Origin of the sequence: Rhodovibrio sodomensis (genome assembly GCF_016583645.1) — a bacterium.
GTDB classification, from domain to species: Bacteria; Pseudomonadota; Alphaproteobacteria; order Kiloniellales; family Rhodovibrionaceae; genus Rhodovibrio; species Rhodovibrio sodomensis.
On the sequence record NZ_NRRL01000004.1, the window covers coordinates 14408 to 35334 of the forward strand.

The window sequence follows — 20927 nt, forward strand, 5'->3', positions numbered from 1 at the left end:
CGGCGTTGCGGACGGGCGCTCTCTTGAGCGCTGTCACCGCTGGCCGTGCGGGGCCAGCGGGATGATCGCGGCGCCCAAGCGCGAGACCCCAATTACAGGTACTTCGCGATCGCCTTGAATTCCTCGATCTCGCGCCGCTGTTCGGCCGTCATCGGGCCGACGACGGTGTCGAGGCAGTTGTCCAGGTGATCCTTGATCAGGGTCGTCCGCGCGCCCGCCAGCGCGTTCTCGACGGCGTAGAGCTGCTGCACGAGCTCCAGGCACGGCCGGCCATCCTCGATCATCTGGATCACCTTGCGCAGGTGCCCGTCGGCCCGCTTCAGGCGGTTGGCGACCTGCGGGTGCGTGGCGTGCTGGTGCGTCGCATCGGTCATGGTTGATCCCATCCCCCTGGAGGGGATATAGCAGACATGACGATGAACGCAACCGTTCGCGCGGGACCGGCTTCGACCGCCCGCAGGGCACCGGGCCGCTGGAGGCGCACGTTATGGACGGAACGCTCGCGGTGTTCGCCGGGGCGATTGGCCTCGGCCTGCTGCACGGGATCGAGCCCGGCCACGGCTGGCCGCTGGCCGCCGGCTACGCGATCGCCCGAACCAACCGCTATGCCGCCGGCGCCGCCGCCAGCGCCATCTTGGGAACGGGTCACATGATCAGCAGCGTCGCGGTGGTGCTGGTGTTCTTCGGTCTCAAGGCGTGGCTGGACCTGGGTGAGCTCGGCTGGATCAACCTCGCGGCGGGCGCTGTGCTGATCGCCCTTGGACTGTGGGAGCTACGCGGACATCAAGGACACCGGCACGCGGCCGCGCACGACCACACGCACGCCGGGGCGGAGGCGTCGGCCGGCGCAACGGGTCTTTGGGGGATCGCAGCGGCGGCGTTCGCGCTCGGCTTCGCGCACGAGGAGGAGTTTCAGATCATTGGAATGTGCGCGGGATCGGCCCACTGCCTGGAGTTGATGCTGGCTTACGCGCTGTCGGTCGTGCTGGCGATCGTCACGCTGACACTGTTGGCGATCGCCGGGTATCAGCGCTGGCGCCATCGCCTGACGCACTGGGCACCGCACCTGCCCAAGCTCTCCGGCACCATCCTGATCCTGATTGGCGCCGGGTTCGTCGCCGGCGTCCTATGAGACCGCCGGTCGAACATCGTGGCGGGTCGGCGGGAGCTCCCCTCGGCAGCGGCCGCGGCATTGGCCATCCGGATCGGCAGGGGGCAAAGACGGCCCCGTCGGACCGTGCGAAGGTAGGCTTCAAGCCACGAGCATGTGGCCCCACAGCCCCAGCAGGAAGCCGAACACCGCGCCCAACGGCGGCGCCCAGTGACGTTCCAGGTGAGCTAGCGGGGCGATGTCTTCGAAGGTCAGGTAGAGGATACCGCCGGAGGCGAACAGCATGATCGCGCCCAGCAGGCCCGGCAGGTCCGCCATCTGCTCTTGTCCGATCCACGCCGCCAGGGGGCCCAGCGGCACCAACAGGCAGAGCAGGGCCAGCAGCGCGCCCCGGCCGATGCGGCCGGTGGCCAGGATCTCCCGGTACGCGTTGAAGCCCTCGGGCAGGTTCTGAAGGGCGATCAGCAGCGCCAGCAGGAGGCCCGTGCTGGCTTCGGTGGCCAGCATCGCGCCCATCGCCATCGCCTCCGGGACGAAGTCGAGCAGCATGGCCATGAGCTGAGCCGCGGCGCCGCCCTGGCGTTCGATCATGCGGTCGATCAGGAAGAAGGCGATGCCGCCGGCGGCGAACGATAGCACGGCCGGGGTCGGCGCCAGGTCCGCCATCCCGGCTGGCACCAGGACCAGCGCCACCGCCGCAAGCAGCACGCCGCCGCCGAAGGCGATCACGCTGTGCCGGAACTCCTCGTCCAGCCACCTCGGCTGAATGTGCTCGACCTTGGCCACCAGGCCGCCCAGCGGGATCGCCACGCCGGCGATCGTGGCGTACGCCAGGGCTGTCACCATATCGCTCATGCGTCCTACCCAGGCGGTCGGGGGCGGCAAGCCGGATCACGGAGACCGAAGCGGTGCCGTGTCAAGCCTGCGGTTGCAGGCGGCCGTGCCGAAGTGACCTGTTCGAGCCACGTCGCCTTGCGCGTCCACGCCAGGCCCGCCGCGCTGCACGCCGGCGCCCACCTGTCGGTCGAGTCCACACGGGGGTGATCGGGCTGCCAATCTTTTCTTGCCCGTTGTCATGAGGCTGCAAACGCTGAAGGCGCAGGATAGCGACCTGCGGGCAACGCGGCACATGAGGGAGATCACCACGATGAACGATCACGAACCGACACAAGACCTGCACCCGGACGCCGCCGGCGATCCGACGGAGCAGGGCTACAGCCAGTCCACCCGGATGGAGTACGCCGAGGATACGCCAAGTTCGCCGCTCGACCGGCCGACCATCGGCGAGGTGATCGGCGCCCGCTACGGCCGGCGCGACGTGCTGCGTGGCGCGCTCGCGATGACGGCGGTGGCCACCCTGTCCGGCACCGCCGGACTGTTGCGCGGCGGCGGCACAGCCGAGGCCGCCGAGGGCGCGGGCGTGCCCGCTTCGGCCTGGAGCTTCAACTTCCCCGAGCTGGAAGCCGCGGTCGACGAGACCCACCACGTGGCCCAGGGCTACGACGCCGACGTGCTGATCCGCTGGGGCGACGGCGTCGAGCCGGGCGCGCCCACCTTCCAGCCGATGAGCCAGAGCGCCGAGGCGCAGGACAAGCAGTTCGGCTACAACAACGATTACGTCGGCTTCGTGCCGTTGCCCGCCGGCTCGGACAACGCCGACCATGGGCTGCTCTGCGTCAACCACGAGTACACCAACGCTGAGCTGATGTTCCCGAACTACCAGGGCACGACCGAGGAGATCGCCAACATCGAGATGGCCGCCCACGGCCACTCCGTGATCGAGGTCGCGCGCGGGGCCGACGGCAAATGGTCGTACAAGCCGGACAGCCCGTACAACCGCCGGATCAGCCTGCGCTCGACGGAAATGACGATTTCGGGCCCGGCGGCCGGACACGCCCGGCTGAAGACCAGTGACGACCCCTCGGGCACGCGGGTGATCGGCACGGTCAACAACTGCGCGGGCGGCCTCACGCCCTGGAACACCGTCCTGATCGCGGAGGAAAACTTCCACGGCTACTTCAAGGGCGAGAATTCCGATCCGGCGGAGGCGGAGAACCACAAGCGCTACGGCGTGCCGGGCGGCTGGTACGACTGGGCCGACTACCACGACCGCTTCGATGTCGGGAAGGAGCCGCGCGAGCCCAACCGGTTCGGCTGGATGGTCGAATACGACCCCTACGACCCGACCTCGACGCCGGTGAAGCGCACCGCGATGGGCCGCTTCAAGCACGAGGGCGCGGAGACGCTGGAGAACGCCGACGGCCGCGTGGTCGCGGTGATGGGCGACGACCAGCGGTTCGACTACGTCTACAAGTTCGTCTCCCACGGCCGGGTCGACCACAACAACCGGTCCAACAACTTCGGCCTGCTGGACAGCGGCACGCTCTACGTCGCCCGGTTCAACGCGGACGGCACCGTCGACTGGCTGCCGATCGTCTTCGGCACCGGCCCGCTGACCCCGGAGAACGGCTTCGAGAGCCAGGCCGACGTGCTGATCGAGACGCGCCGGGCGGCCGACCTGTTGGGCGCCACGCCGATGGATCGGCCGGAGGACGTCACCCCGGACCCGGCGGCAGGCAGGATCTACGTGATGCTGACCTCCAACGAGAAACGCAAGCCTGACGCCACGCACCCGGCCAACCCGCGCGCGGGCAACTCCGCCGGGCACGTTCTGGAGATTCAGGTCACCGACGGCGACTTCACCAGCCTGCGAGACCGCTGGGACATCCTGATCCTGGCGGGCGACCCGGACGACCCCGAGGTCGGTGCCAAGTGGGGCAAGGCGACCAGCGAGCACGGCTGGTTCATCAATCCCGACAATTCCAAGATGGACAACCGCGGCCGGCTCTGGATCTCCACCGACGGCAACAGCCAGGAGGATTCCGGCCGGGCCGACGGCATGTGGGCGATCGAGACGGATGGCGAGTTGCGCGGCTCCAGCCGGCACTTCTTCCGCTGCCCGGTCGGGGCGGAGATGTGCGGCCCGTTCTTCACGCCGGACGACGGCACGCTGTTCGTCGCGGTCCAGCACCCGGCCGACGCCGAGGGATCGACCTTCGAAAACCCGGTGACCCGCTGGCCGGACTTCGACGAGAACATGCCGGTCCGCCCGTCGGTCGTGGCGATCACGCCCAAGGGCGGCGGTCAGATCGGTTGACGCGCCCCGGGTCGGGTGAACCACGACCGCGGACGGTGCGTCCCCTTTTCGATTGGGAGGAGAGGGCCATGGAGGGGAGGTGGCCGCGGTCCATGCCGGCGGCCACCTCTTCCGCCAACCCTCCTCTCAGCATCGCATGTGGGATGCTCGAGAGGGCCGTAAAACGGCGCAGATATGTGTGCAATATTGCGGCCAAATAGCGGGGGGCGGATACCGCTGTGCCACTACCATTGGAGGCTGGGCGGCAAGGCGCCGGCCAAGCCGTGGGCCTGGCCGTGCGCCTTACCGTGTTCGGCCGCTGAGGCCCTCAGCCTTGCTCGGGCGAGGCCAGGGGGACGGGGACGAACTGACTGTTGCCGTCCCGGCGCAGAAGGACGACGACCCCATCGGAGCCGGCCTGGGCGGCTTTCCGCAGCAGTTCGTTGACCTGCTGTGGCGTGTCGACCTCCTGACGGCCGATCTGGGCGATGACGTCGCCCGGCTGAATGCCCTGGCTGGCGGCGGGACTGCCCGGCGCGACTCGGGTTACCACGACCTCGTCGGCGCTCTGGCTGAGGTCGAAGCGCTCGCGGGTCCGCGGCCCGACATCCGCGAGCTTGACGCCCATCAGCTGCGCCGCGGCATCGCCGTCAATGGCCGGCTCAGCCGAAGCCATCTTGTCTTCCGAGCGTTTGCCGAGCGTGACGGTCTCGGTGGTCTTTTCGCCGTTCCGCCAGATCGTCAACTCGACCTGCTCGCCCGGATCGTGCTGCGAGACTCGCCAGGCGAGTTCCCCGGCATCCTCGATCGCTTGGCCCTCGACCTTGGTGATCACGTCGCCTTGTTTCAGGCCGCCTTTCGCGGCTGGACTGCCGGCGACGACGTTGCCGATCAAGGCGCCATCTTCAGCAGGGATTTCAAGGCCCTTGGCCAGCTGCGGGGTGATCGGCTGGACCATCACGCCGAGCCAGCCGCGGGTGACCTCGCCGTCCTGCTTCAATTCGGCGATGATCGGCTTGGCGACCTTGGACGGCAGGGCAAAGCCGACACCGACGTTACCCCCGCTGGGCGACAGGATCGCCGTGTTGACGCCGATCACCTTGCCGTCGGCATTGAACAGCGGGCCGCCTGAGTTGCCCTGGTTGATCGCCGTGTCCGTCTGGATGAAGCGGCTGTAGGGACCGGCTTTGATCTCGCGCCCGCGTGCCGAGATAATGCCGGCGGTCACCGACCCGCCGAGCCCGAACGGGTTCCCGATCGCCAGGGCCCAGTCGCCGATCTCGGCTTTCGCCGAGTTGCCCCAGTCGACCTCCGGCAGGTCCCGCTTCGTCTCGACCTTGAGCAGGGCGAGGTCGGTCGCCTTGTCGGTGCCGACGATCTCGGCGTCCAGCCGGGTCTTGTCCCGCAGGACGACGGTGACCTGGTCGGCCTTCTTCACGACGTGCTGGTTGGTGACGATGTAACCGGACTCATCGACGATGAAGCCGGAACCGAGCGAGCGCATCTGGCGCGGGGCCTGACGTTGGCCGCCGCCGAAGCGCTCGAAGAACTCGCGTAGGGGGTGGCCTTCCGGCAACTGCTCGAAGGGCATCTGGGGGCCGCGGTCGACCGTCTTGCGCGTGGAGATGTTGACCACCGCCGGCAACAGATCCTTCACGACCGGGGCAAAGCTTGGTGGCGTCTCCTGGGCGGCGACGGGCGCCGCCGATGCGACGGCACCGAGGATCATCGCGCCGGCCGCCCCAAAACGTAGCGTTCGGGTCATGCGTGAACTCCTATGGATATGGTCATGTCGGTCCGATCAGCTCTCGGACTTGCCGCTCTTGCCGCTGTCCATCTCGCTGCGGATGCGCTTGGACAGCTTCTTGTCTTGCCGGCCTGCTTGGCCGCCTTGATCTTCGGGCGGTATTCCGCGGCAATGCTCTGAACGTCTTCCGCAGCCTCGGCGAAGGATTTCATCTTGGCGTCGGGGATCCGTGTTTCGGCGGCCCGCGTCTGGCTCTGCTTCGCCGTGTCGCCGGCCTTGCTCGTGCTGTTGTCCGCCGCCATGGCGGGCAACGCGACGCCGGCGGCGAGAACGCCAGCCGAGATCCAGACCGTGAGCCTGCGGCTCTTGTCGGTCATCGGCGCCTCCGTCGAAAACCTGGATATGCCCGGGCACGCCTGCTTGATGCGCCTGGTCCTGCGGGCATCCGGTACGTGCGCATCACCATCTCAGCGGTCAACGCATGCAAATGCGCAGATTCCTTGGCAACGTCGGCATCGCGCAGGGGTTAACCAGTCACATTGTTTGCACACCGCTCGGATAGGGCCCACGTGACTTAGCCGAAAGTCGGTCAACGAGAGGGACGCGACGTGATGGAAGAGCGAAGCACCCTGATCGAGGCCGATGGCCTGCAGCGTTTCTTTGGCCCGACACAGGCCGTTCAAGATTTCAGCTTTCAACTGGAACGGGGGGAAATCCTGGGGTTTCTCGGCGTCAACGGCGCCGGGAAAACGACAACGATGGAGATGCTCACCGGCAATCTCGCGCCGAGCGGTGGCCGGATCGAACTGAACGGCTGCGACCTGCTCGATAATCCGCGGCCCGCCAAGGCCTCCGTCGGCTATCTGCCCGAGACCCTGCCGCTCTACACCACGATGACCGTGGACGCCTATCTGCGCTTCTGCGCGCGCTTGAACCGGGTTCCGAAGGCGGACCTGGACGAGGCGGTCGCCACCGCGATGCGGCGGTGCGGCCTGGAGGACGTGGCTGAGCGCGTCATCGCCAACCTGTCGCGCGGCTACAAGCAGCGTGTGGGTCTGGCGCAGGCGATCGTGCACGACCCGGAAGTCTTGATCCTGGACGAGCCGACCAAGGGTCTCGACCCGATTCAGGTCCGGGAAATCCGTCAGTTGATCCGCGAATTGGGGAAGAGCCACTCGGTGATTCTGTCCAGCCATGTGTTGCCGGAGGTCGAGGCGATCTGCACGCGCGTGCAGATCATCCATGAGGGGCGGCTGGTGCTCGCCGAGGACGTCTCGGCCCTGCGCGCACGCATGCAGCACAGCAGCTTGCTGCTCGGCGGCCGGGCGCTGCCGGCGCCGGAAAGCGTCCAGGGTATCCAGGGCGTGGAACGCGTCGAGCGCCTGGATGACGGTCGTCTGCGGGTCTTCCACGACACCCAGAGCGACACCGCGGAGCAGATCGTCGCCCGGGCCGCGTCGGAGGGCTGGGGCCTGTGGGAACTCACCCCCGAACGCAAGAGCCTCGAGCAGGTCTTCGTCGATCTCACCGGCGCATCCGAGAGCGAAGTGCAGGACACCAACGAGGAGATGGCGGCATGATCGGGATCATCGCGATGCGCGACCTGCGCAGTCTGTTCGCGCAGCCGCTGGCCTGGGTCGTGCTGGCGGTCGTGCAGGGGCTGGTCGCCTGGTTTTTCTTCTCCGGCGTGGGTCGCTTCGAACGCCTCCAGCCGCAGCTGTCCAGAATGTCGGATCCGCCCGGGATCACGGACATAACGGTTATTCCGACCCTGGATTCCGCCGCGATCGTTCTGCTGATGATCGTGCCCATCCTCGCCATGCGGTTGATCGCCGAGGAGCGGCGGGCCGAGACGATCCGGCTGATGTATTCCGCGCCGGTCTCGATGTCGGAGATCGCGCTCGGAAAGTTTTTCGGTCTCGCCGGGTTCCTGCTGATCGTGGTGGCGCTGACCGCGGTCATGCCCTTGTCGCTGCTGCTCGGCACGTCGCTCGACCTGGGTCGGCTTGCCGCCGGCTTGATCGGCCTGACCCTCCTCCTGGCGGCGTTCGGCAGTGCCGGCCTGTTCTTCTCGACCCTGACCCGCTCGCCGATCGTGGCCGGCGTCGCGACTTTCGGGCTGCTGCTGTTCCTTTGGGTGATCAACTTCGGCGGCGTGGATCTTGGCCCGCTCCAGCCGGCCATCGACTACCTCTCCATGCTGGATCACTACAACGCCTTCCTGGAGGGCACGATCGGCACCGAGCATGCGATCTACTTCGCGCTCGTCACGCTCGGCTTTCTGACCCTGAGCGTGCAGCGGCTGGACGCCCATCGCCTGCAGACCTGAGGCCAGCGGTGAGAGGACATCGGCGATGAAACTGACGAAGCGCCTACGGCAATACCTGCGCCTGCAGTCGGCGAGCTTTACGGTTCTGTTTCTTGCCGTGCTCGCCGTCGCCGCCTGGGCCAGCACGAAATACACGGCCCAGGCCGACTGGACATACGGCAACCGCAACACCCTGTCCCAGCCGAGCCGCGAGCTGCTGCAACAGCTCGACGGCAAGGTGACGTTCCAGGCGTTCGCCAGCGATAGCGAGCAACTGCGCGACCAGATCCGGAACGTTGCCCGGCGCTACACCCGGGCTTCCGAAACGGTCGAACTGACCTTCGTCAATCCCAAGACCAATCCTCAGAAGGTGCGGGACCTCGGGATCCAGCGCCAGGGCACGATCGTCGTGCGGTATCAGGGCCGCACGGCCAAGGTCTCGCAGTACGAGGAAGCCAAGCTGACCAACGCGATCAAGCGTGTGGCGGATGCCAGCGAGACCAAGCTGGCGTTCCTGACCGGCCACGGCGAACGGGCGATCAACGGTCGGGCCCGCAGCGACCTGACCGTGTTCAAGCGGGCCCTGGAAAACCAGGGCTACGCGACGCGGTCGCTGAGCCTGGCGCAGGTTAGGCAGGTGCCCAAGGACGTGTCGGTCCTGGTGGTGGCCGACCCGCGGCAGAAGCTTCTACCCCAGGAACGCGAGCGCATCAGGGACTACGTCGCCAACGGCGGCAACCTGCTCTGGCTCGCCGACGTCGGCGGCCGGGCACCGCCTCAGTTGGGTGGAAAAACGCAGGTGGTTGACGCCGGCGCCGCGACGATCGCCTCACCGGTCCAGGTGTTCGGGGCCCGCAGCCGGGCTTTCGGCGTGGTCACCGACTACAGCGGGACGCAGATCACCCGTGACTTCTCGAAAACCACCGTCTTCCCGAAGGCGCGCAACGTGCAGATCGCCTCGTCCGCTGGCTGGACCACCAGTGCGTTCCTGCAGACCGGCGCGCGAAGCTGGGCGGACACGGGTGCGTTCGATCAAAGCTTCGATCAAGGCGAGGACCGGAGAGGTCCGGTGACGCTCGGCGTGACGTTGACGCGCCAAGCCCCGCAGCCAAGCGATAGCTCGGCCAAGACGGCCGCGACATCGAGCGGATCGGGTCAAGGCGTGGTCAAGGCCGCGGCCAGCGCAAGCGGCGGCCAGTCCGGGACCCAAGCACCCGGCTCAGCGCAGAACGGCAAGAGCCAGCCGACCGGTCAGCAGCGGATCGTGGTGATCGGCGACGCCGATTTCATGTCGAATGCCTTCATCGGCTTCGGGGGCAACCGCGACCTGGCGATGAACACGGTCAAGTGGCTCAGCGGGGACACGGCGTCTCTCAACATCTCGACGCCGCAGCCCCCCGGGCAGAACCTGAACCTCTCGGTTTCGACACTCTGGGCCCTGCAGGCGCTGTTCATGGGGCTGCTGCCGATCGGCTTGCTGGCAGCCGGAGGCGCTACCTGGGTCCGGCAACGTCGGCGCTGAGCCGTGCAAGCTATGACGCGACCGGCATCTGAGGTGAAGGAGGAACCATGCGACGCCGGCTGATCACCAACCTTGTCCTCCTGGTCGCGGTCGTGGTCGGCGGCGCCCTGGTGTATTTCGAGCCTTGGGCGGAACCCCCCAAGAAACAACCGCGGCTGGCCGATCTGGAGGCGGGGAAAGTCGAGCGGGTGACCATCACCCGATCCGGGGAGTCGACCAAGCAGACGGTTCTGGTCCGCAAGGATGGCGCCTGGGCGCTTTCCGAACCGTTTGCCATGCCCGCGGAAAGCCGCCAGGTCGAGACGCTCCTCGAGGGGCTACGTCAGCGCGTAAAGGATCACTTCCCGATCGGCGACCGCGATCTCGGCGCGTTCGGGCTTAAGCAGCCGTCGCTGCGAATCGACGTTGCCGGGACCACGATCGCGCTTGGGGACAAGGTGCCGACCGAACGCGCCATGTACGCCAAGGTCGGCGAGACGATCTACACCGTCGATACCGGGCTGATGCGGCGGGTGGACCAGCCGGCGACCGGCTACGTCGCCCGCAATCTCGTACCGACGGACGCGCAGATCACGCGAATCGAAAGCGATAGCTTCAAGGTCGCGCGCGACGGCGACCCGGAAGCCAACTGGCGGGTCATCGAGAAAACCGGATCGGTCGCCAAGGACGCTGGCAAGACGCTGGGCCGTGCCTGGGAAAGCGCCGTCGCCTCTGACGTCGAGGGAAAACAATACACCGGCGACCTCCAGGTCGATGTCCGGGTTTACACGGCAAGCCGGGACCAGCCGTACCGATTTGCACGCCTTGGCACCGAGGACGATGGCAACGTGGCCGTCACCCGACCCGATTTGCCGGTGCGCTACCTCGTTTCCGAAGGCATGGCCGATCGCCTGTTCAGCCTTCAGAAGCCGCAGAAAAGCCAGGACGCGAGCGCCAAGGCGGACCAGTCCGACAGAACCGGATCGTCGGCGCGCGACAAATCCTGAACCGTCGGGCTGGCTGCCCGGGATCTCCGGGTTGAAAAGACGGCCCCACCGGCGGGTGCGAACCGCCGGTGGGGCCCATCTACGACAGGCAGGCTGCGTGGCCCGCTGCGCCCTCGTCAGATCACGCGTGCAGGCCGGGACAGAAACCGGCTAGAGCAAGAGTCAGCTGAAAGGTGAAGCCACCTGTTTCAGCTGAATCTTGCTCTTTCTCTTCAAGCAGTTAGAGCAAGATTCGCGATGAAGGTCGACTCGACCTTCATCGATTTGGCTCTAGAGCCGCTGTCTCCCGGGTCGCGTCGCCAAGCAACGGACTGCTGCCTGGCCACGCCCCAGGGGATCCCCACAGCACCCCACAGGAGGCACGGCTGGCGTCCCGGCCGGCCAACGGGCAAGCGGCGGCCGGGGCGGGCGCCTGCCGGTCGCGGAACCGGCAGACTGCTTGGGTCGCCGGGGCGCGGGAGGCGGGCACACTGGGGAAGGTGTCAGGAAAACCCTCGGTACCGGCGAGACAACACGCATATTTGCGGGCACTTTGACGCCTTCGCAGGGCCACGGGCGCCGACGGATCGTTTTCGGACGGCTCAGCGCCGGGCGATGATCCAGACGGCGTGCACAATGCCCGGGATGTAACCGAACAGGGTGAGCAGGATGTTGAGCCAGAAATGGCCGCCGAGCCCGACCTGAAAGAACACCCCGAGCGGCGGCAGAACAATCGCGAGGATGATGCGTACGAGGTCCATGATCCGCGCGTAACGAACGCAACAGCTTATGGCAAGTAGCTCGCGAGGCTCGAAGGCACATCCGATCAAATCGCGTCCGGCCCGGCCGCGACGGCGGGGCGCACCGACGGGTCACCGGTTGGCGGATGGCGGCAGACGTACCCAGACCGCGTTGCGGTGCAGTATGAAGGTCGCTGGCGTGCGGCTGACGATTTCGCCGTCGGCGTTGACACGCTTGGGCTTTGCAGGGGTCTCGATGTGGAACTGCTTGGCGCGCAGGTTGGTGACGCTGCGCCAGCCATGATGCGTGCCGCGCATGAAGGCCGGGAACAGAAACGGCAAGCGCCACAGCGGCTGCGGCTCCAGGCTGTAGAGGTCGAGCTGCCCATCGTCGATCGAGGCGTCGGCATGCACCCGCACGCCGCCCCCGTGACGCACGCCGTTGCCGACCGTCAGCTGGATCGAGTTCAGCGTAACCCGTTCGCCGTCACCGTCGACGATGGCGCGGAAGTTCCTGCACGCGCGGGTCAGGTCGAGCAGGGCGAGTAGGTAGCTGACCACGCCATAGCGCTTCGGACCGAGCTCCAGGCGCTCGGCGACGTCGACGCTGAGTCCGATGCTGGCGGCGTTGTAGAAGGTGTGGCCGTTGACGTCGCCGACGTCGATATCCTCCAGCCGTCCCGAACGCGCGAGCTGGGCCGCTTCCACGGGATCGAGCGGGATCCCCAGCGTGCGCGCGAGATCGTTCGCCGTGCCGAGCGGAATGATCACCATCGGAAGCTGGGTCTGCATGAACGCGGGCGCCACGCTCGACAGCGTGCCATCGCCGCCGCCCACGGCGACCTGGTCGACCGCGCTCGACTGTTCCACGATCCGCATGCCGATCTCGTCGGGATCGTCCACCAGTTCGCGGATGACCGTCCCGGGCGGGCCGAGGGCTTTTTCCAGGGGATCGATCCGTGAGCCCAACCGGTCCGCCTTCGCCCGCGCCAGGATCAGAAGGGTTCGCCCGGTCTTGCTTTCATTCACGAGAGCCGTCCTCCAGAAGCGCCGCCGAGCGGCAGGACCGGCTGCCGGCCCAGATCATCCGATATGCGGGGTCGGAAAGTTAGCCTTGGGTGGCCTGCGGATCGTGGTTAGCCCGGGGTGCGGCGAATCAAACTTCCGTCCGCCCGGCAAGATGGATTTCGATGCCGCGCCGGGTCAGTTCGCGCTTCAAGAGCAGGATGAACGGAATCGTCAGGAGCGAGAACACGAGCGAGATGTACACGAAAATCTCCAGAATGGCAGTTCGCGTATCGCCTGTGCCGGCGATATCGAACAGGGAATGCTGGAACCCTGACACCAGCCACGTCATCCAGGGCCGGGTCAGGAGATCGTACAGGCCGGCTCCGACGACGCCTTCGAACATGTTCGTCACGTTCGTCAGCGACATTAGGAAGGCGTAGCTGACGCCCGCGTAGGTCAGGCTGACCGTCTCCCCCGCGATGGTCAGCGGCACCAAGAAAGCCGGGATGGTCGCGAAGCCGAGAAGGGTCTGCACGAGCAATCGGAACCATTCGTAGCGGTTCCAGGTCGGTAACGGGTTCAACGCGTCCGGCACGGTGAAGTAGATCGCCTCCCACCAGGGATGTCCGGGCTCAAGGTACAGGAAAAAGCTGAGCGGGAAGCTTAGAACGCCCAGGAACACCATCGCGTAAAGATAGTGTTCCCAGCGCACCTTGGGGAAACGCCGCGTGATCCAGGCGTACGCGAGCACGGAGGCCAGAAAGCTCAGCCCGCCGAGCGATAGCACCAGACCGAAGCTGGTCGCGGAGAAGCCGCGTTCGTCGATCAGATAGCTGCGCTCGATGAAGCCGACCGACGGGTTGAACTTCCAGAAGAAGAGGAACAGCACAAGATACCAGATCAGCCGGTTCTGTTGCCGGAATCGGCGAAACGCGCCGACAAATCCCGGGAGCCGTCGCCCAACCCGGGCGACGCCGCCGACCAAGGCGTGACCGGCGTTTGCGAGACGGTGCGTCACCGGCGGGCCGGCCTCAGCCTGCTGGCGGTCTTCCTTGATGTTGCGTAAGCCGACATAGGCCGTCGCCAACGGCGGCACGCCGGTCGCGGCGAAGACCACCCAGGGCTGTAGCTGACCGTCCTGGATCAGTGTCTGGAAATAACTCCCGAGCATCACGGAGCCGGCGTTCGCGACCGCCAGGGCCCCCCATTGGAAGTTGACGAAGGTGCCGACCTTGCCGCTGCGCCGCCCGCGTTCGACCATCAGGGCGTCGCACACGACGTCGACGAAGGCGTAGGTGGCGAACGCCAGGTTGAAGCTCACCAGGAAGATGGCGGGCGTTCGAACGCCTAAAGCGCTCAGCAGCGCGCTCACCGCCCAAAACGCCATCGCCAGGAACGCCATCAAGACGAACCAGGACTTCCGGCGATAGCCGAACAGCGGAACGCGGTCGGAGATCAACCCCCAGACCGGCTTGATGAACCAACCGACGTTGCGCAACGAGTCGAACAGTTGCCCGCCTGCCTCGCCCATGCCCAACGAGAACTTGATGAAGTATAGGATGGGCACTTCGGTCAGATGGCTGGTACCTTGAACGAAATACGGTACGCCGAGGACCCAGCGGAACCGAGCCTCGTCTTGCTTCTCATTCTCGTCTGTCTGGTCACCCTGGGTCGGCGTAGCCACGTCACGTCGTCCCTTGGTCTTCACCGGTTACACGGGTCGTCGGCGCCGCAGCGTATCCAGGTCGTCGCGTTCGGATAAAAAGCCCCGCCGGTCCAGCGTTGCGCCGGCCGGCGGGGAGGTTTCACACGGAGGCTTTTACGCATCGGCCGAAAAGACCTTTGCGTTGCCCGATGGCTCGCCGGCTCATGGCGAATCCATGCGGCTTGGCGTCCGGCACCGGGTCTGCTGCAACGCGCCAACGGCTCCGTCCGCCTAAACGTGTCGGTGCCCCGGGAAGGGCGGATGGTTGGCGACGGTTCATCCGCTGGGGGCCACCCGACATCTGCAATGAAAGATGTGAATGTGCACAGACTTTGACGGAACATGAGGTTTAGCTGCCGCCGCAGTTCGGCCGCCGGATCCGGCCCGATGGCATCGTCGTGTGGCAAAAGATCACGTCCGCCACCATCGCGGTGTCCATGTCGGCGCCAGTCAGGTTGGCTCCCGTCAGATTCGTGCGGCGCAGGAACGCGCCGGATAGATTGCTGTTCTGGAGTTCCGCGTTCGTCAGGTTGGCCTGGCCGAAGTCCACACCGCCGAGATCGGCTTGACGCAGGTCCGCGTTCGTCAAATTGGCCTCATCGAACGATGCCGCGGTCAGGTTCGAGCCCGTCATGACGGCTCCGCTGAGGTCAGCCCCGTGCATCAGGATGCCGGCCAGATCGCAGTTTTCGCATCTGTTGGTTTTCTTAAGTTTCGCCGCGTCGTCCGCCTTGAAGGCATGGCCGGTCGAAGTCCATGCGACAAGCAGGGCCGCGATCAAGAGCGGCATTCGACACGTCCGGGTCATAGAAGGCTCCTGCGTCGTGAAGATGTCAGCCGGACCAGGGCGCACCTGTCCGTCCGCGGCATATGCCGTTCTCCGGCCGGGGTTTGAACCACCGCTTTGCGACAGGAATTTGACGGGACCCGGTTATCCGGCCGCCACACCCGGCCATCGCTGGACCGCCAGGCCCCATGGCGACACGCCGTTCGCGTCCGGCGATCGGCGGGTTCCACGATTGCCGATCGAAGTTTCACGGCCGGCCTTGACCATCGGATCATGAGACCCGATCCCGGGCCATGTGACCCGATCCAGGGCTGGGCGCGGCCAGGGTGTTCGACGAGCAACGTCGAAGCGGCTCCGGCGTCGGTACTGGCTTAACGGAATGGCAACAGGATTTGGAGGTCTCGCGTGGTGTTCGGCAGGCGGCTCGCTGGCAAGGGATGGAACACGATCTGGCTGCGTGCCGTGCCGGTTCTGTTGGCCGGCTCTGTCGCCGGATGTGCTGTTAACCCTTTCGCCGGGCCTCGGCCGATCGCGCTGCGAGGACGTGCGACCGGTCAGGTCATGACGGGGAAGATGACAGGCAGCTTGTCGGATCCAGGCGTCGTGCGGTTGGCCGGATCCAGGCCCACCGACGGAACACCGTGGTACTACGTGACCGGCAAGAAGGCGGCCCTGATCGCCCGGTGGGATGCGCGGCCGCACGTGTTCGGGGCGCACGGGCTAGAAGATCCTTCGGGCAGTGGCAACGCGCTGCTTATCCGTGAAAACGGGCGAAGGCTGCGGTGCCAGTTTCAATTCGGGCAGGACCGTCGGGTTGGCGTGGGGGCTTGTCAGAACGATCGCACGGCGATCTACGACATGTGGATCGGTCCACGGGGCGGCGAGCTTGCTGCCCGGTTCGCCGGCGAGCAGCCCGCCGATGACGCCTGAGCGGGGCGCCACGATGCGCGGCGGCCTGCCGTAAATGCCGGGTTCGACGTCGACCTTCGACACCGCGCGGAGCGGTCTGTCGCGCGTCTCCAGGGAGCGCGCGACGCCTTCGCGCGCCCGGCCGCCGGTCGGTGTTGCCGCCGGTCGGTGTGGCCGCCGGTCGGTATGAATGTCGCGGTACGACACCTGTCGACGCGCCCAGAGACGAGCCTTGGATTCGACGGCGACGGCGGGCGCCACGGGCCCTCGCTGGGGCGCCCGGTTAGAGGATTTCGACGCCCTCACATTTATAGTCGCCGATCTTGGTTTCCGGCGAGAGGAGGTTGCCCCGCCAATCAAAGGCGAACAGGTAGGTTTCCGTCCGATCGCCGATTTCGACGGATTTGGTGGCGATGAACTCGTCGGGATGCCCCGGCACGATCTTCAGCGAGGACACGCCACGTTCCGGGGTCGGCGAACCTACGTCGACGACCTGCACGTCATCGAAATCGGCGGTCGCGACGAGCATTTTGTTGCCGCCACACGTGCTCTCGTCACGTTTTTCGTCGAACGGCTCAAAAGAGATCTTGCGCGGGAAGAACACCCAGCGCTGATAGGAAGGATGCCACTCGGCGGCCTCATGGATCACGTACCCGCGGGCGGGATCGACACCGAGCGCGTCCCGCATCGCCCGATAGGCATGCGACCAGTCCTGACTGACGACTTGGTAGCTGTTCGGCTGAATGCGTTTGACCCACTCCTCGTGACCGGTCGCGAGGCTGCCGTCCGGCTGCGCGCCCACTTTGCCGTGGGAGCCCACGATCAGCTCGTCGCCGTAAAGCGTCGCCCATTCAGCCTTGAAGCCCTTGAACACCGTGTCGCCCGGGCCCGTTATCAGAATGGTGCGGGGGATCAGTTCGTAACCTTCCCGCACTTCGCAAACCAAGCCCGTACGGTCGTCGAACGCGACCAGGCGCTTGCCGAACATCACCAGCTCGGAAAACTCAGCGCCACGTCCGGCTTCGGCGATCGTCGAGATCAGCTGGTTTTCGCCACCGGGTTCAGAGGACAAATCTTCGAAGCTGTAGGAGACGCTGCCATCTGTGTCGACGCGTCGGTGCGCCCGATCGTAGCGCAGCCGCGACTGCCAGGCCTGCTGACCGTCTTCCAGGGTCGTCAGGGCGTCCTGGTCTTCGTCGGTCACGATCGCGAGGGTGTAGGTCTGCGTCTCTGCATCGTAGCGGTCCAGGCGCTGGCGCGCGAGGCTCATGGCGATTTGCCCTCCATTGTTTACGCCTCGGTCTCGAACTTTTGTCGGCGCGTCAAGCTCTTCGTTCCTCAGATCTCTGCCTGTCCGGCGGTCCTCTTCAACCCTGGTCGAGGGTGTCCGGGGCGCGCTTGGGCCCTGAGGAGGACACCAACAAGACAGTTCGCGGGTCACCGGATGCCGCATATGGTTTTATCCCGCTGTGAAGGGCCCCACGTGGACCGAGAGCCCGCGAGCGAATGCGATGGCTGCGGCGCGCACCCGGGCGTCTCGAAAAAGAACATGGGTGGAAACGTCGATGTCGTGTGGCCTTCAAGCTGCACAACGGCAAGGTACACGCTCCCCGCTTGCTTCCGGCGTCCCGCAGGCGGCCAAGGTCGCGCCGGAAATGTGAGCGGCCTCAGCCCCGCCCGGCCGACCGTTATGGAGCCGCTGCCTGTTTGATCGCGTCATCCGCCAACCCAGACGTCGAGACCGTCGGCCCGATCCTTTTCCACCGCGGTCACGACGGCGCGCGCTTGCGCCTGACCGCCCTGGCGGTCCGTCCGGAAGCCCAGTCCGCGCCGGCCCTGAGCGGGCCCGAGGGACCCGTGGTGGCCCGGTGCGCGCTCGACCGGATGGGCTGTCGCGCCTGGCTCTACGACTTCGATCTTCCAGCACGCGCCGACGCGGCCTACCGGTTCGACGGCGCCGACTATCCGGTCGCGGCGGATGGCCGCGAAGATTTGCGGATCGCCTATGTCTCGTGCAACGGGCAAGAACACGGCGACCGCGACCGCCCGCAGGCCGCGCGCGATGCGTTGTGGGCGCGCATGGCGACCCAGCATCGCCAGGCGCCGTTTCACCTGCTGCTGCATGGCGGTGACCAGCTGTACGCGGACGAGCTGGTCGCGCAGGATCCCGACGTGCGGGCCTGGGCACGGGCGAACCGCCACCCGCCGATGGTGGAACGCGATCCCGTGGCCGTGCGCGACGCGCTCGCGCAGGGGCTGTTCGCACGCTATCTGGAACTCTACGCCCAGCCGGAGATCGCGTGGCTGCTCGCCCGCGTGCCCTCGCTCGCGATGTGGGACGACCACGACATCTGCGACGGTTGGGGGTCGCACGGCGCGGCCAAACTCGACGCACCCGTCGGCCGCGCGGTGTTCGACGCGGCTCGCGAGCAGTTCCGGCTGTTCCAGCTCGGGGCCGGTCCGCGCGACACGCCCGCGACCGGCCTGGATCCGACGGGCGAAAGCCTGACCTGGCACGCCCGGCTGCCGGGGGTCGACATCGTGGCCCCGGACCTGCGCTCCGAACGCCGTCCCGACCGGGTGATGGGCGACCGCGGCTGGTCGGCGCTGCGGCACGCGCTTGATACCTGCGGGAATGGCCGCATCCTGCTGTTGTCGAGCGTCCCGGCGCTCGGCCCGCGGCTGTCGTGGGTCGAGGCCGCGATGCGTCTGGCGCCCGGGGCCCAGAAGTACGAGGACGATCTGCGCGACCAATGGCAAAGCCGCGCGCACCGGGCGGAATGGCGCCGCTTCCTGGGCGCGCTCGCGGACCGGCACGGACCGCGCGACTCCCGCGTCACCGTCCTGTCCGGCGAGATCCATCTGGCGACCCGGGGCACCCTGGCCACGCCGAACGGGCCGCTGCATCAACTGGTCGCCTCCGGTATCGCGCATCCGCCCCACCCAAGACCTACGCCCGAATCCTGAGCGCACTCGCCATGCTCGGCGAGTCCCCGGTGCCGGATCAGCCGATCCGGCTCCACCCCTTGCCCGGTCAGCCGTTGATCTATACGCCGCAACGCAACTACCTGGTTCTGGAACGCCGCGCCGGGGCGTGGCGGGCGTGGTGGGAGTTGGAGGGCGACGGCGCCACGGCGGCGCTGCCGGTGGACTGAGCGGGGGCCCGCGGACCCCGCGGTGCACGATCACGTGAAGGACGGCTGAGCAGGCGATGGGCGAGATTGTTCTCTGGGCGGCGGTCGCCCTTGCCGGAACCGCCGTGGTCTGGCGCGGTAGCGGCGTGCTGGAAACCGCGAGCGAGCGGCTCGCCGCGTACTACCGGCTGCCGGACATCGTGCAGGGCGCGATCGTGGTGGCGGTGGGCTCCAGCTTTCCGGAACTCTCGACCACGGTGATCTCCTCGCTCGTCCACGGCGAGTTCGAACTCGGGGTCGCCGCGATCGTCGGCTCGGCCCTGTTCAACATCCTCGTGATCCCCGGTCTGGCGGGCTTGAGCGGGCGGGAACAGCTGCAGGCGAACCGCGATCTGGTCTACAAGGAAGCCCAGTTCTACATGATCGCGGTCGCGGTGCTGACCCTGACCTTCGCCTTCGCGGTGATCTACAACCCCGTCCCGGGGGACGGACGCGCGCTGAGCGGCGAGATCACCCGCGGGCTCGCCGTCATTCCGGTGGTGCTGTATGGCCTCTACATCTTCGTGCAATACCAGGACACGCTGGAGCACACGGCGGAGGTCGACCCGCGCGACATCCGGCCGCGGCGCGAGTGGCTCCGGCTGGCGGCCTCGCTGCTGTTGATCGTGGTGGGCGTGGAGGCGCTTGTGCGCGCCGCGATCAATTTCGGGGACATCTTCAACACCCCGAGCTTTCTGTGGGGGATCACCGTGGTCGCCGCCGGCACGTCCGTGCCGGACGCGTTCGTCTCGGTGCGCGCCGCGCGGGCCGGCCGCGGCATCACCAGCATCGCCAACGTCCTGGGCAGCAACGTCTTCGATCTGCTGGTCTGCATCCCGGCGGGTGTGTTGATCGCCGGTGCCGCGGCGATCGACTTTGCCGTCGCCGCGCCGATGATGGCCGTGCTGACCGCCGCCACGATCATGCTGTTCCTGCTCATACGGACCAAGATGGTGCTGAGCCGGGTCGAGTCGGTGGCGTTGCTGGTGGTGTACGGCGTGTTTGTGATCTGGATCGGGGCCGAGACCTTCGGGTTGGTCGACGTGGTTCCGGCGCTGCCGCCAAGCGGGGCCAGTCCGGCCCACTGAGGCCCCTTCGGCTCCGACGGCGGTGATCGCCCGATCGCCCTCGCGTCCGCGGCGCAGTGCGTGACCTAGCCCGGTTAACGCCTTGAACTGTGCCGTGATCCGCTTGCGGTTGACCCGTCGAGACGCATGCCGCACACTTTTTAAGTGGTATAGCGAATGCATCTTATGACGTGGATGTCGCGCATGCCGCGGACGATGCCGCAGCGTTCGCGGGAGGGGCAGGCGAACGCCGTTCCGGCAACGAGCGTTGCGGCCGCACGGCAGCCAGTGGAGATCGGGAGGTCACAGACATGCCGACACGCAACGCAAAAGCTCAGTGGTCCGGGAGCCTGAAGAACGGGAAGGGGACGGTCGCGACCCAATCCGGTGTTCTCGACGCGGCCTATTCGTTCCCGACGCGGTTCGAAGACGCGTCCGGGACCAACCCGGAGGAACTTATCGCCGCGGCGCACGCAGGGTGCTACGCGATGGCGTTTTCGGCGGTCCTCGGCGAGGAGGGCTATGACCCCAGCCAGCTCGACGCGCGGGCCGATGTGACCCTGGCCGAGGTGGACGGCAAGCCGACGATTACCCGGGTCGCGTTGAAGGTCAGCGGCAAGGTCGAGGGCTTGGACGCCGGCGAATTCAAGCGGATCGCCGAGGATGCGAAGAACTTCTGTCCGGTGTCCCGCGCCCTGACTGGCGTCGAGATCACGCTCGACGTTGATGCCGCCTGAATGACGCCCGTC

General features: G+C 66.8%; 20 protein-coding genes. 10 read left to right on the top strand and 10 right to left on the bottom strand.

Features of this window, described 5'->3' with window-relative positions; genetic code table 11:
- Positions 1 to 92: 92 nt before the first annotated feature.
- Positions 93 to 374, bottom strand: a complete 282-nt coding sequence (locus CKO28_RS03470; protein WP_200339147.1) for a metal-sensing transcriptional repressor — start codon at positions 372 to 374, stop codon at positions 93 to 95.
- Between the two features lie 113 nt (positions 375 to 487).
- Between CKO28_RS03470 and CKO28_RS03475 the strand changes: the two genes are divergently transcribed.
- On the top strand, positions 488 to 1132 hold the full coding sequence (locus CKO28_RS03475; protein WP_200339148.1) for a hypothetical protein: 645 nt from the start codon (positions 488 to 490) through the stop codon (positions 1130 to 1132).
- Between the two features lie 120 nt (positions 1133 to 1252).
- Here the strand turns inward: CKO28_RS03475 and CKO28_RS03480 are convergent, their stop codons facing one another.
- On the bottom strand, positions 1253 to 1966 hold the full coding sequence (locus tag CKO28_RS03480) for a ZIP family metal transporter (protein WP_200339149.1): 714 nt from the start codon (positions 1964 to 1966) through the stop codon (positions 1253 to 1255).
- Positions 1967 to 2258: 292 nt separating this feature from the next.
- Between CKO28_RS03480 and CKO28_RS03485 the strand changes: the two genes are divergently transcribed.
- Positions 2259 to 4268, top strand: coding sequence for a PhoX family protein (locus CKO28_RS03485; RefSeq protein ID WP_437127607.1), 2010 nt, complete (start codon positions 2259 to 2261; stop codon positions 4266 to 4268).
- Between the two features lie 307 nt (positions 4269 to 4575).
- Here the strand turns inward: CKO28_RS03485 and CKO28_RS03490 are convergent, their stop codons facing one another.
- Positions 4576 to 6012, bottom strand: a complete 1437-nt coding sequence (locus CKO28_RS03490; protein WP_200339150.1) for a DegQ family serine endoprotease — start codon at positions 6010 to 6012, stop codon at positions 4576 to 4578.
- The gene (locus tag CKO28_RS03495; RefSeq protein ID WP_200339151.1) at positions 6009 to 6371 is read right to left on the bottom strand and encodes a hypothetical protein; all 363 of its coding nucleotides are present in this window, start codon (positions 6369 to 6371) and stop codon (positions 6009 to 6011) included. The genes CKO28_RS03490 and CKO28_RS03495 overlap by 4 nt, the downstream gene beginning before the upstream one ends.
- A 234-nt stretch (positions 6372 to 6605) precedes the next feature.
- Here CKO28_RS03495 and CKO28_RS03500 point away from each other — a divergent pair, with 234 nt between their 5' ends.
- The 4 genes from CKO28_RS03500 to CKO28_RS03515 are packed head-to-tail and all read left to right on the top strand — an operon-like array spanning position 6606 to position 10810.
- Positions 6606 to 7574 (top strand): ABC transporter ATP-binding protein, encoded by a 969-nt coding sequence (locus tag CKO28_RS03500; protein ID WP_200339152.1) that lies wholly within the window; start codon positions 6606 to 6608, stop codon positions 7572 to 7574.
- A complete protein-coding gene (locus CKO28_RS03505; protein ID WP_200339153.1) occupies positions 7571 to 8323 on the top strand; it encodes an ABC transporter permease in 753 nt (250 codons plus the stop codon). Before CKO28_RS03500 ends, CKO28_RS03505 begins: the two co-directional genes overlap by 4 nt.
- A 25-nt stretch (positions 8324 to 8348) precedes the next feature.
- Entirely contained in the window at positions 8349 to 9824 is a 1476-nt protein-coding gene (locus tag CKO28_RS03510; protein WP_200339154.1) for a GldG family protein, read from the top strand.
- 47 nt (positions 9825 to 9871) lie between these two features.
- On the top strand, positions 9872 to 10810 hold the full coding sequence (locus CKO28_RS03515) for a DUF4340 domain-containing protein (RefSeq protein WP_200339155.1): 939 nt from the start codon (positions 9872 to 9874) through the stop codon (positions 10808 to 10810).
- Positions 10811 to 11391: 581 nt separating this feature from the next.
- Here CKO28_RS03515 and CKO28_RS03520 read toward each other — a convergent pair.
- From CKO28_RS03520 to CKO28_RS03545, 6 genes are all read right to left on the bottom strand, one after another.
- A complete protein-coding gene (locus CKO28_RS03520) occupies positions 11392 to 11550 on the bottom strand; it encodes a YqaE/Pmp3 family membrane protein (RefSeq protein ID WP_200339156.1) in 159 nt (52 codons plus the stop codon).
- 111 nt (positions 11551 to 11661) lie between these two features.
- On the bottom strand, positions 11662 to 12558 hold the full coding sequence (locus tag CKO28_RS03525; protein ID WP_200339157.1) for a lipid kinase: 897 nt from the start codon (positions 12556 to 12558) through the stop codon (positions 11662 to 11664).
- Positions 12559 to 12685: 127 nt separating this feature from the next.
- Complete coding sequence (locus tag CKO28_RS03530; RefSeq protein ID WP_200339158.1) at positions 12686 to 14221, bottom strand: MFS transporter; 1536 nt, start codon at positions 14219 to 14221, stop codon at positions 12686 to 12688.
- A 370-nt stretch (positions 14222 to 14591) separates the two neighbouring features.
- A complete protein-coding gene (locus CKO28_RS03535) occupies positions 14592 to 15032 on the bottom strand; it encodes a pentapeptide repeat-containing protein (protein WP_200339159.1) in 441 nt (146 codons plus the stop codon).
- Between the two features lie 717 nt (positions 15033 to 15749).
- Positions 15750 to 16199 carry a hypothetical protein gene (locus CKO28_RS03540; protein ID WP_200339160.1) on the bottom strand — a complete coding sequence of 150 codons (450 nt, stop codon included), beginning with the start codon at positions 16197 to 16199 and terminating at the stop codon, positions 15750 to 15752.
- 22 nt (positions 16200 to 16221) lie between these two features.
- A complete protein-coding gene (locus CKO28_RS03545; RefSeq protein ID WP_200339161.1) occupies positions 16222 to 17208 on the bottom strand; it encodes a hypothetical protein in 987 nt (328 codons plus the stop codon).
- Positions 17209 to 17645: 437 nt separating this feature from the next.
- On the opposite strand from CKO28_RS03545, the gene CKO28_RS03550 reads away from it, so the two are divergent.
- The 4 genes from CKO28_RS03550 to CKO28_RS03565 all read left to right on the top strand — a co-directional run bounded on the left by CKO28_RS03550 (position 17646) and on the right by CKO28_RS03565 (position 20915).
- A complete protein-coding gene (locus CKO28_RS03550; protein ID WP_200339162.1) occupies positions 17646 to 18905 on the top strand; it encodes an alkaline phosphatase D family protein in 1260 nt (419 codons plus the stop codon).
- Positions 18906 to 18916: 11 nt separating this feature from the next.
- Positions 18917 to 19093 (top strand): hypothetical protein, encoded by a 177-nt coding sequence (locus CKO28_RS03555; RefSeq protein WP_200339163.1) that lies wholly within the window; start codon positions 18917 to 18919, stop codon positions 19091 to 19093.
- Positions 19094 to 19149: 56 nt separating this feature from the next.
- Positions 19150 to 20199, top strand: a complete 1050-nt coding sequence (locus CKO28_RS03560) for a sodium:calcium antiporter (RefSeq protein ID WP_200339164.1) — start codon at positions 19150 to 19152, stop codon at positions 20197 to 20199.
- A gap of 170 nt (positions 20200 to 20369) precedes the next feature.
- Complete coding sequence (locus tag CKO28_RS03565; RefSeq protein ID WP_437127608.1) at positions 20370 to 20915, top strand: OsmC family protein; 546 nt, start codon at positions 20370 to 20372, stop codon at positions 20913 to 20915.
- Positions 20916 to 20927: the final 12 nt, after the last annotated feature.

What these genes read in the sequence shown, in the direction of transcription:
- CKO28_RS03475 (WP_200339148.1), top strand. Translation starts at nt 488, where the DNA reads ATGGACGGAACGCTCGCGGTGTTCGCCGGGGCGATTGGCCTCGGCCTG.
- CKO28_RS03535 (WP_200339159.1), bottom strand. Translation starts at nt 15,032, where the DNA reads ATGCCGCTCTTGATCGCGGCCCTGCTTGTCGCATGGACTTCGACCGGC.
- CKO28_RS03520 (WP_200339156.1), bottom strand. Translation starts at nt 11,550, where the DNA reads ATGGACCTCGTACGCATCATCCTCGCGATTGTTCTGCCGCCGCTCGGG.
- CKO28_RS03470 (WP_200339147.1), bottom strand. Translation starts at nt 374, where the DNA reads ATGACCGATGCGACGCACCAGCACGCCACGCACCCGCAGGTCGCCAAC.
- CKO28_RS03500 (WP_200339152.1), top strand. Translation starts at nt 6,606, where the DNA reads ATGGAAGAGCGAAGCACCCTGATCGAGGCCGATGGCCTGCAGCGTTTC.
- CKO28_RS03515 (WP_200339155.1), top strand. Translation starts at nt 9,872, where the DNA reads ATGCGACGCCGGCTGATCACCAACCTTGTCCTCCTGGTCGCGGTCGTG.
- CKO28_RS03510 (WP_200339154.1), top strand. Translation starts at nt 8,349, where the DNA reads ATGAAACTGACGAAGCGCCTACGGCAATACCTGCGCCTGCAGTCGGCG.
- CKO28_RS03495 (WP_200339151.1), bottom strand. Translation starts at nt 6,371, where the DNA reads ATGACCGACAAGAGCCGCAGGCTCACGGTCTGGATCTCGGCTGGCGTT.
- CKO28_RS03555 (WP_200339163.1), top strand. Translation starts at nt 18,917, where the DNA reads ATGCTCGGCGAGTCCCCGGTGCCGGATCAGCCGATCCGGCTCCACCCC.
- CKO28_RS03505 (WP_200339153.1), top strand. Translation starts at nt 7,571, where the DNA reads ATGATCGGGATCATCGCGATGCGCGACCTGCGCAGTCTGTTCGCGCAG.
- CKO28_RS03480 (WP_200339149.1), bottom strand. Translation starts at nt 1,966, where the DNA reads ATGAGCGATATGGTGACAGCCCTGGCGTACGCCACGATCGCCGGCGTG.
- CKO28_RS03545 (WP_200339161.1), bottom strand. Translation starts at nt 17,208, where the DNA reads ATGAGCCTCGCGCGCCAGCGCCTGGACCGCTACGATGCAGAGACGCAG.
- CKO28_RS03490 (WP_200339150.1), bottom strand. Translation starts at nt 6,012, where the DNA reads ATGACCCGAACGCTACGTTTTGGGGCGGCCGGCGCGATGATCCTCGGT.
- CKO28_RS03560 (WP_200339164.1), top strand. Translation starts at nt 19,150, where the DNA reads ATGGGCGAGATTGTTCTCTGGGCGGCGGTCGCCCTTGCCGGAACCGCC.
- CKO28_RS03485 (WP_437127607.1), top strand. Translation starts at nt 2,259, where the DNA reads ATGAACGATCACGAACCGACACAAGACCTGCACCCGGACGCCGCCGGC.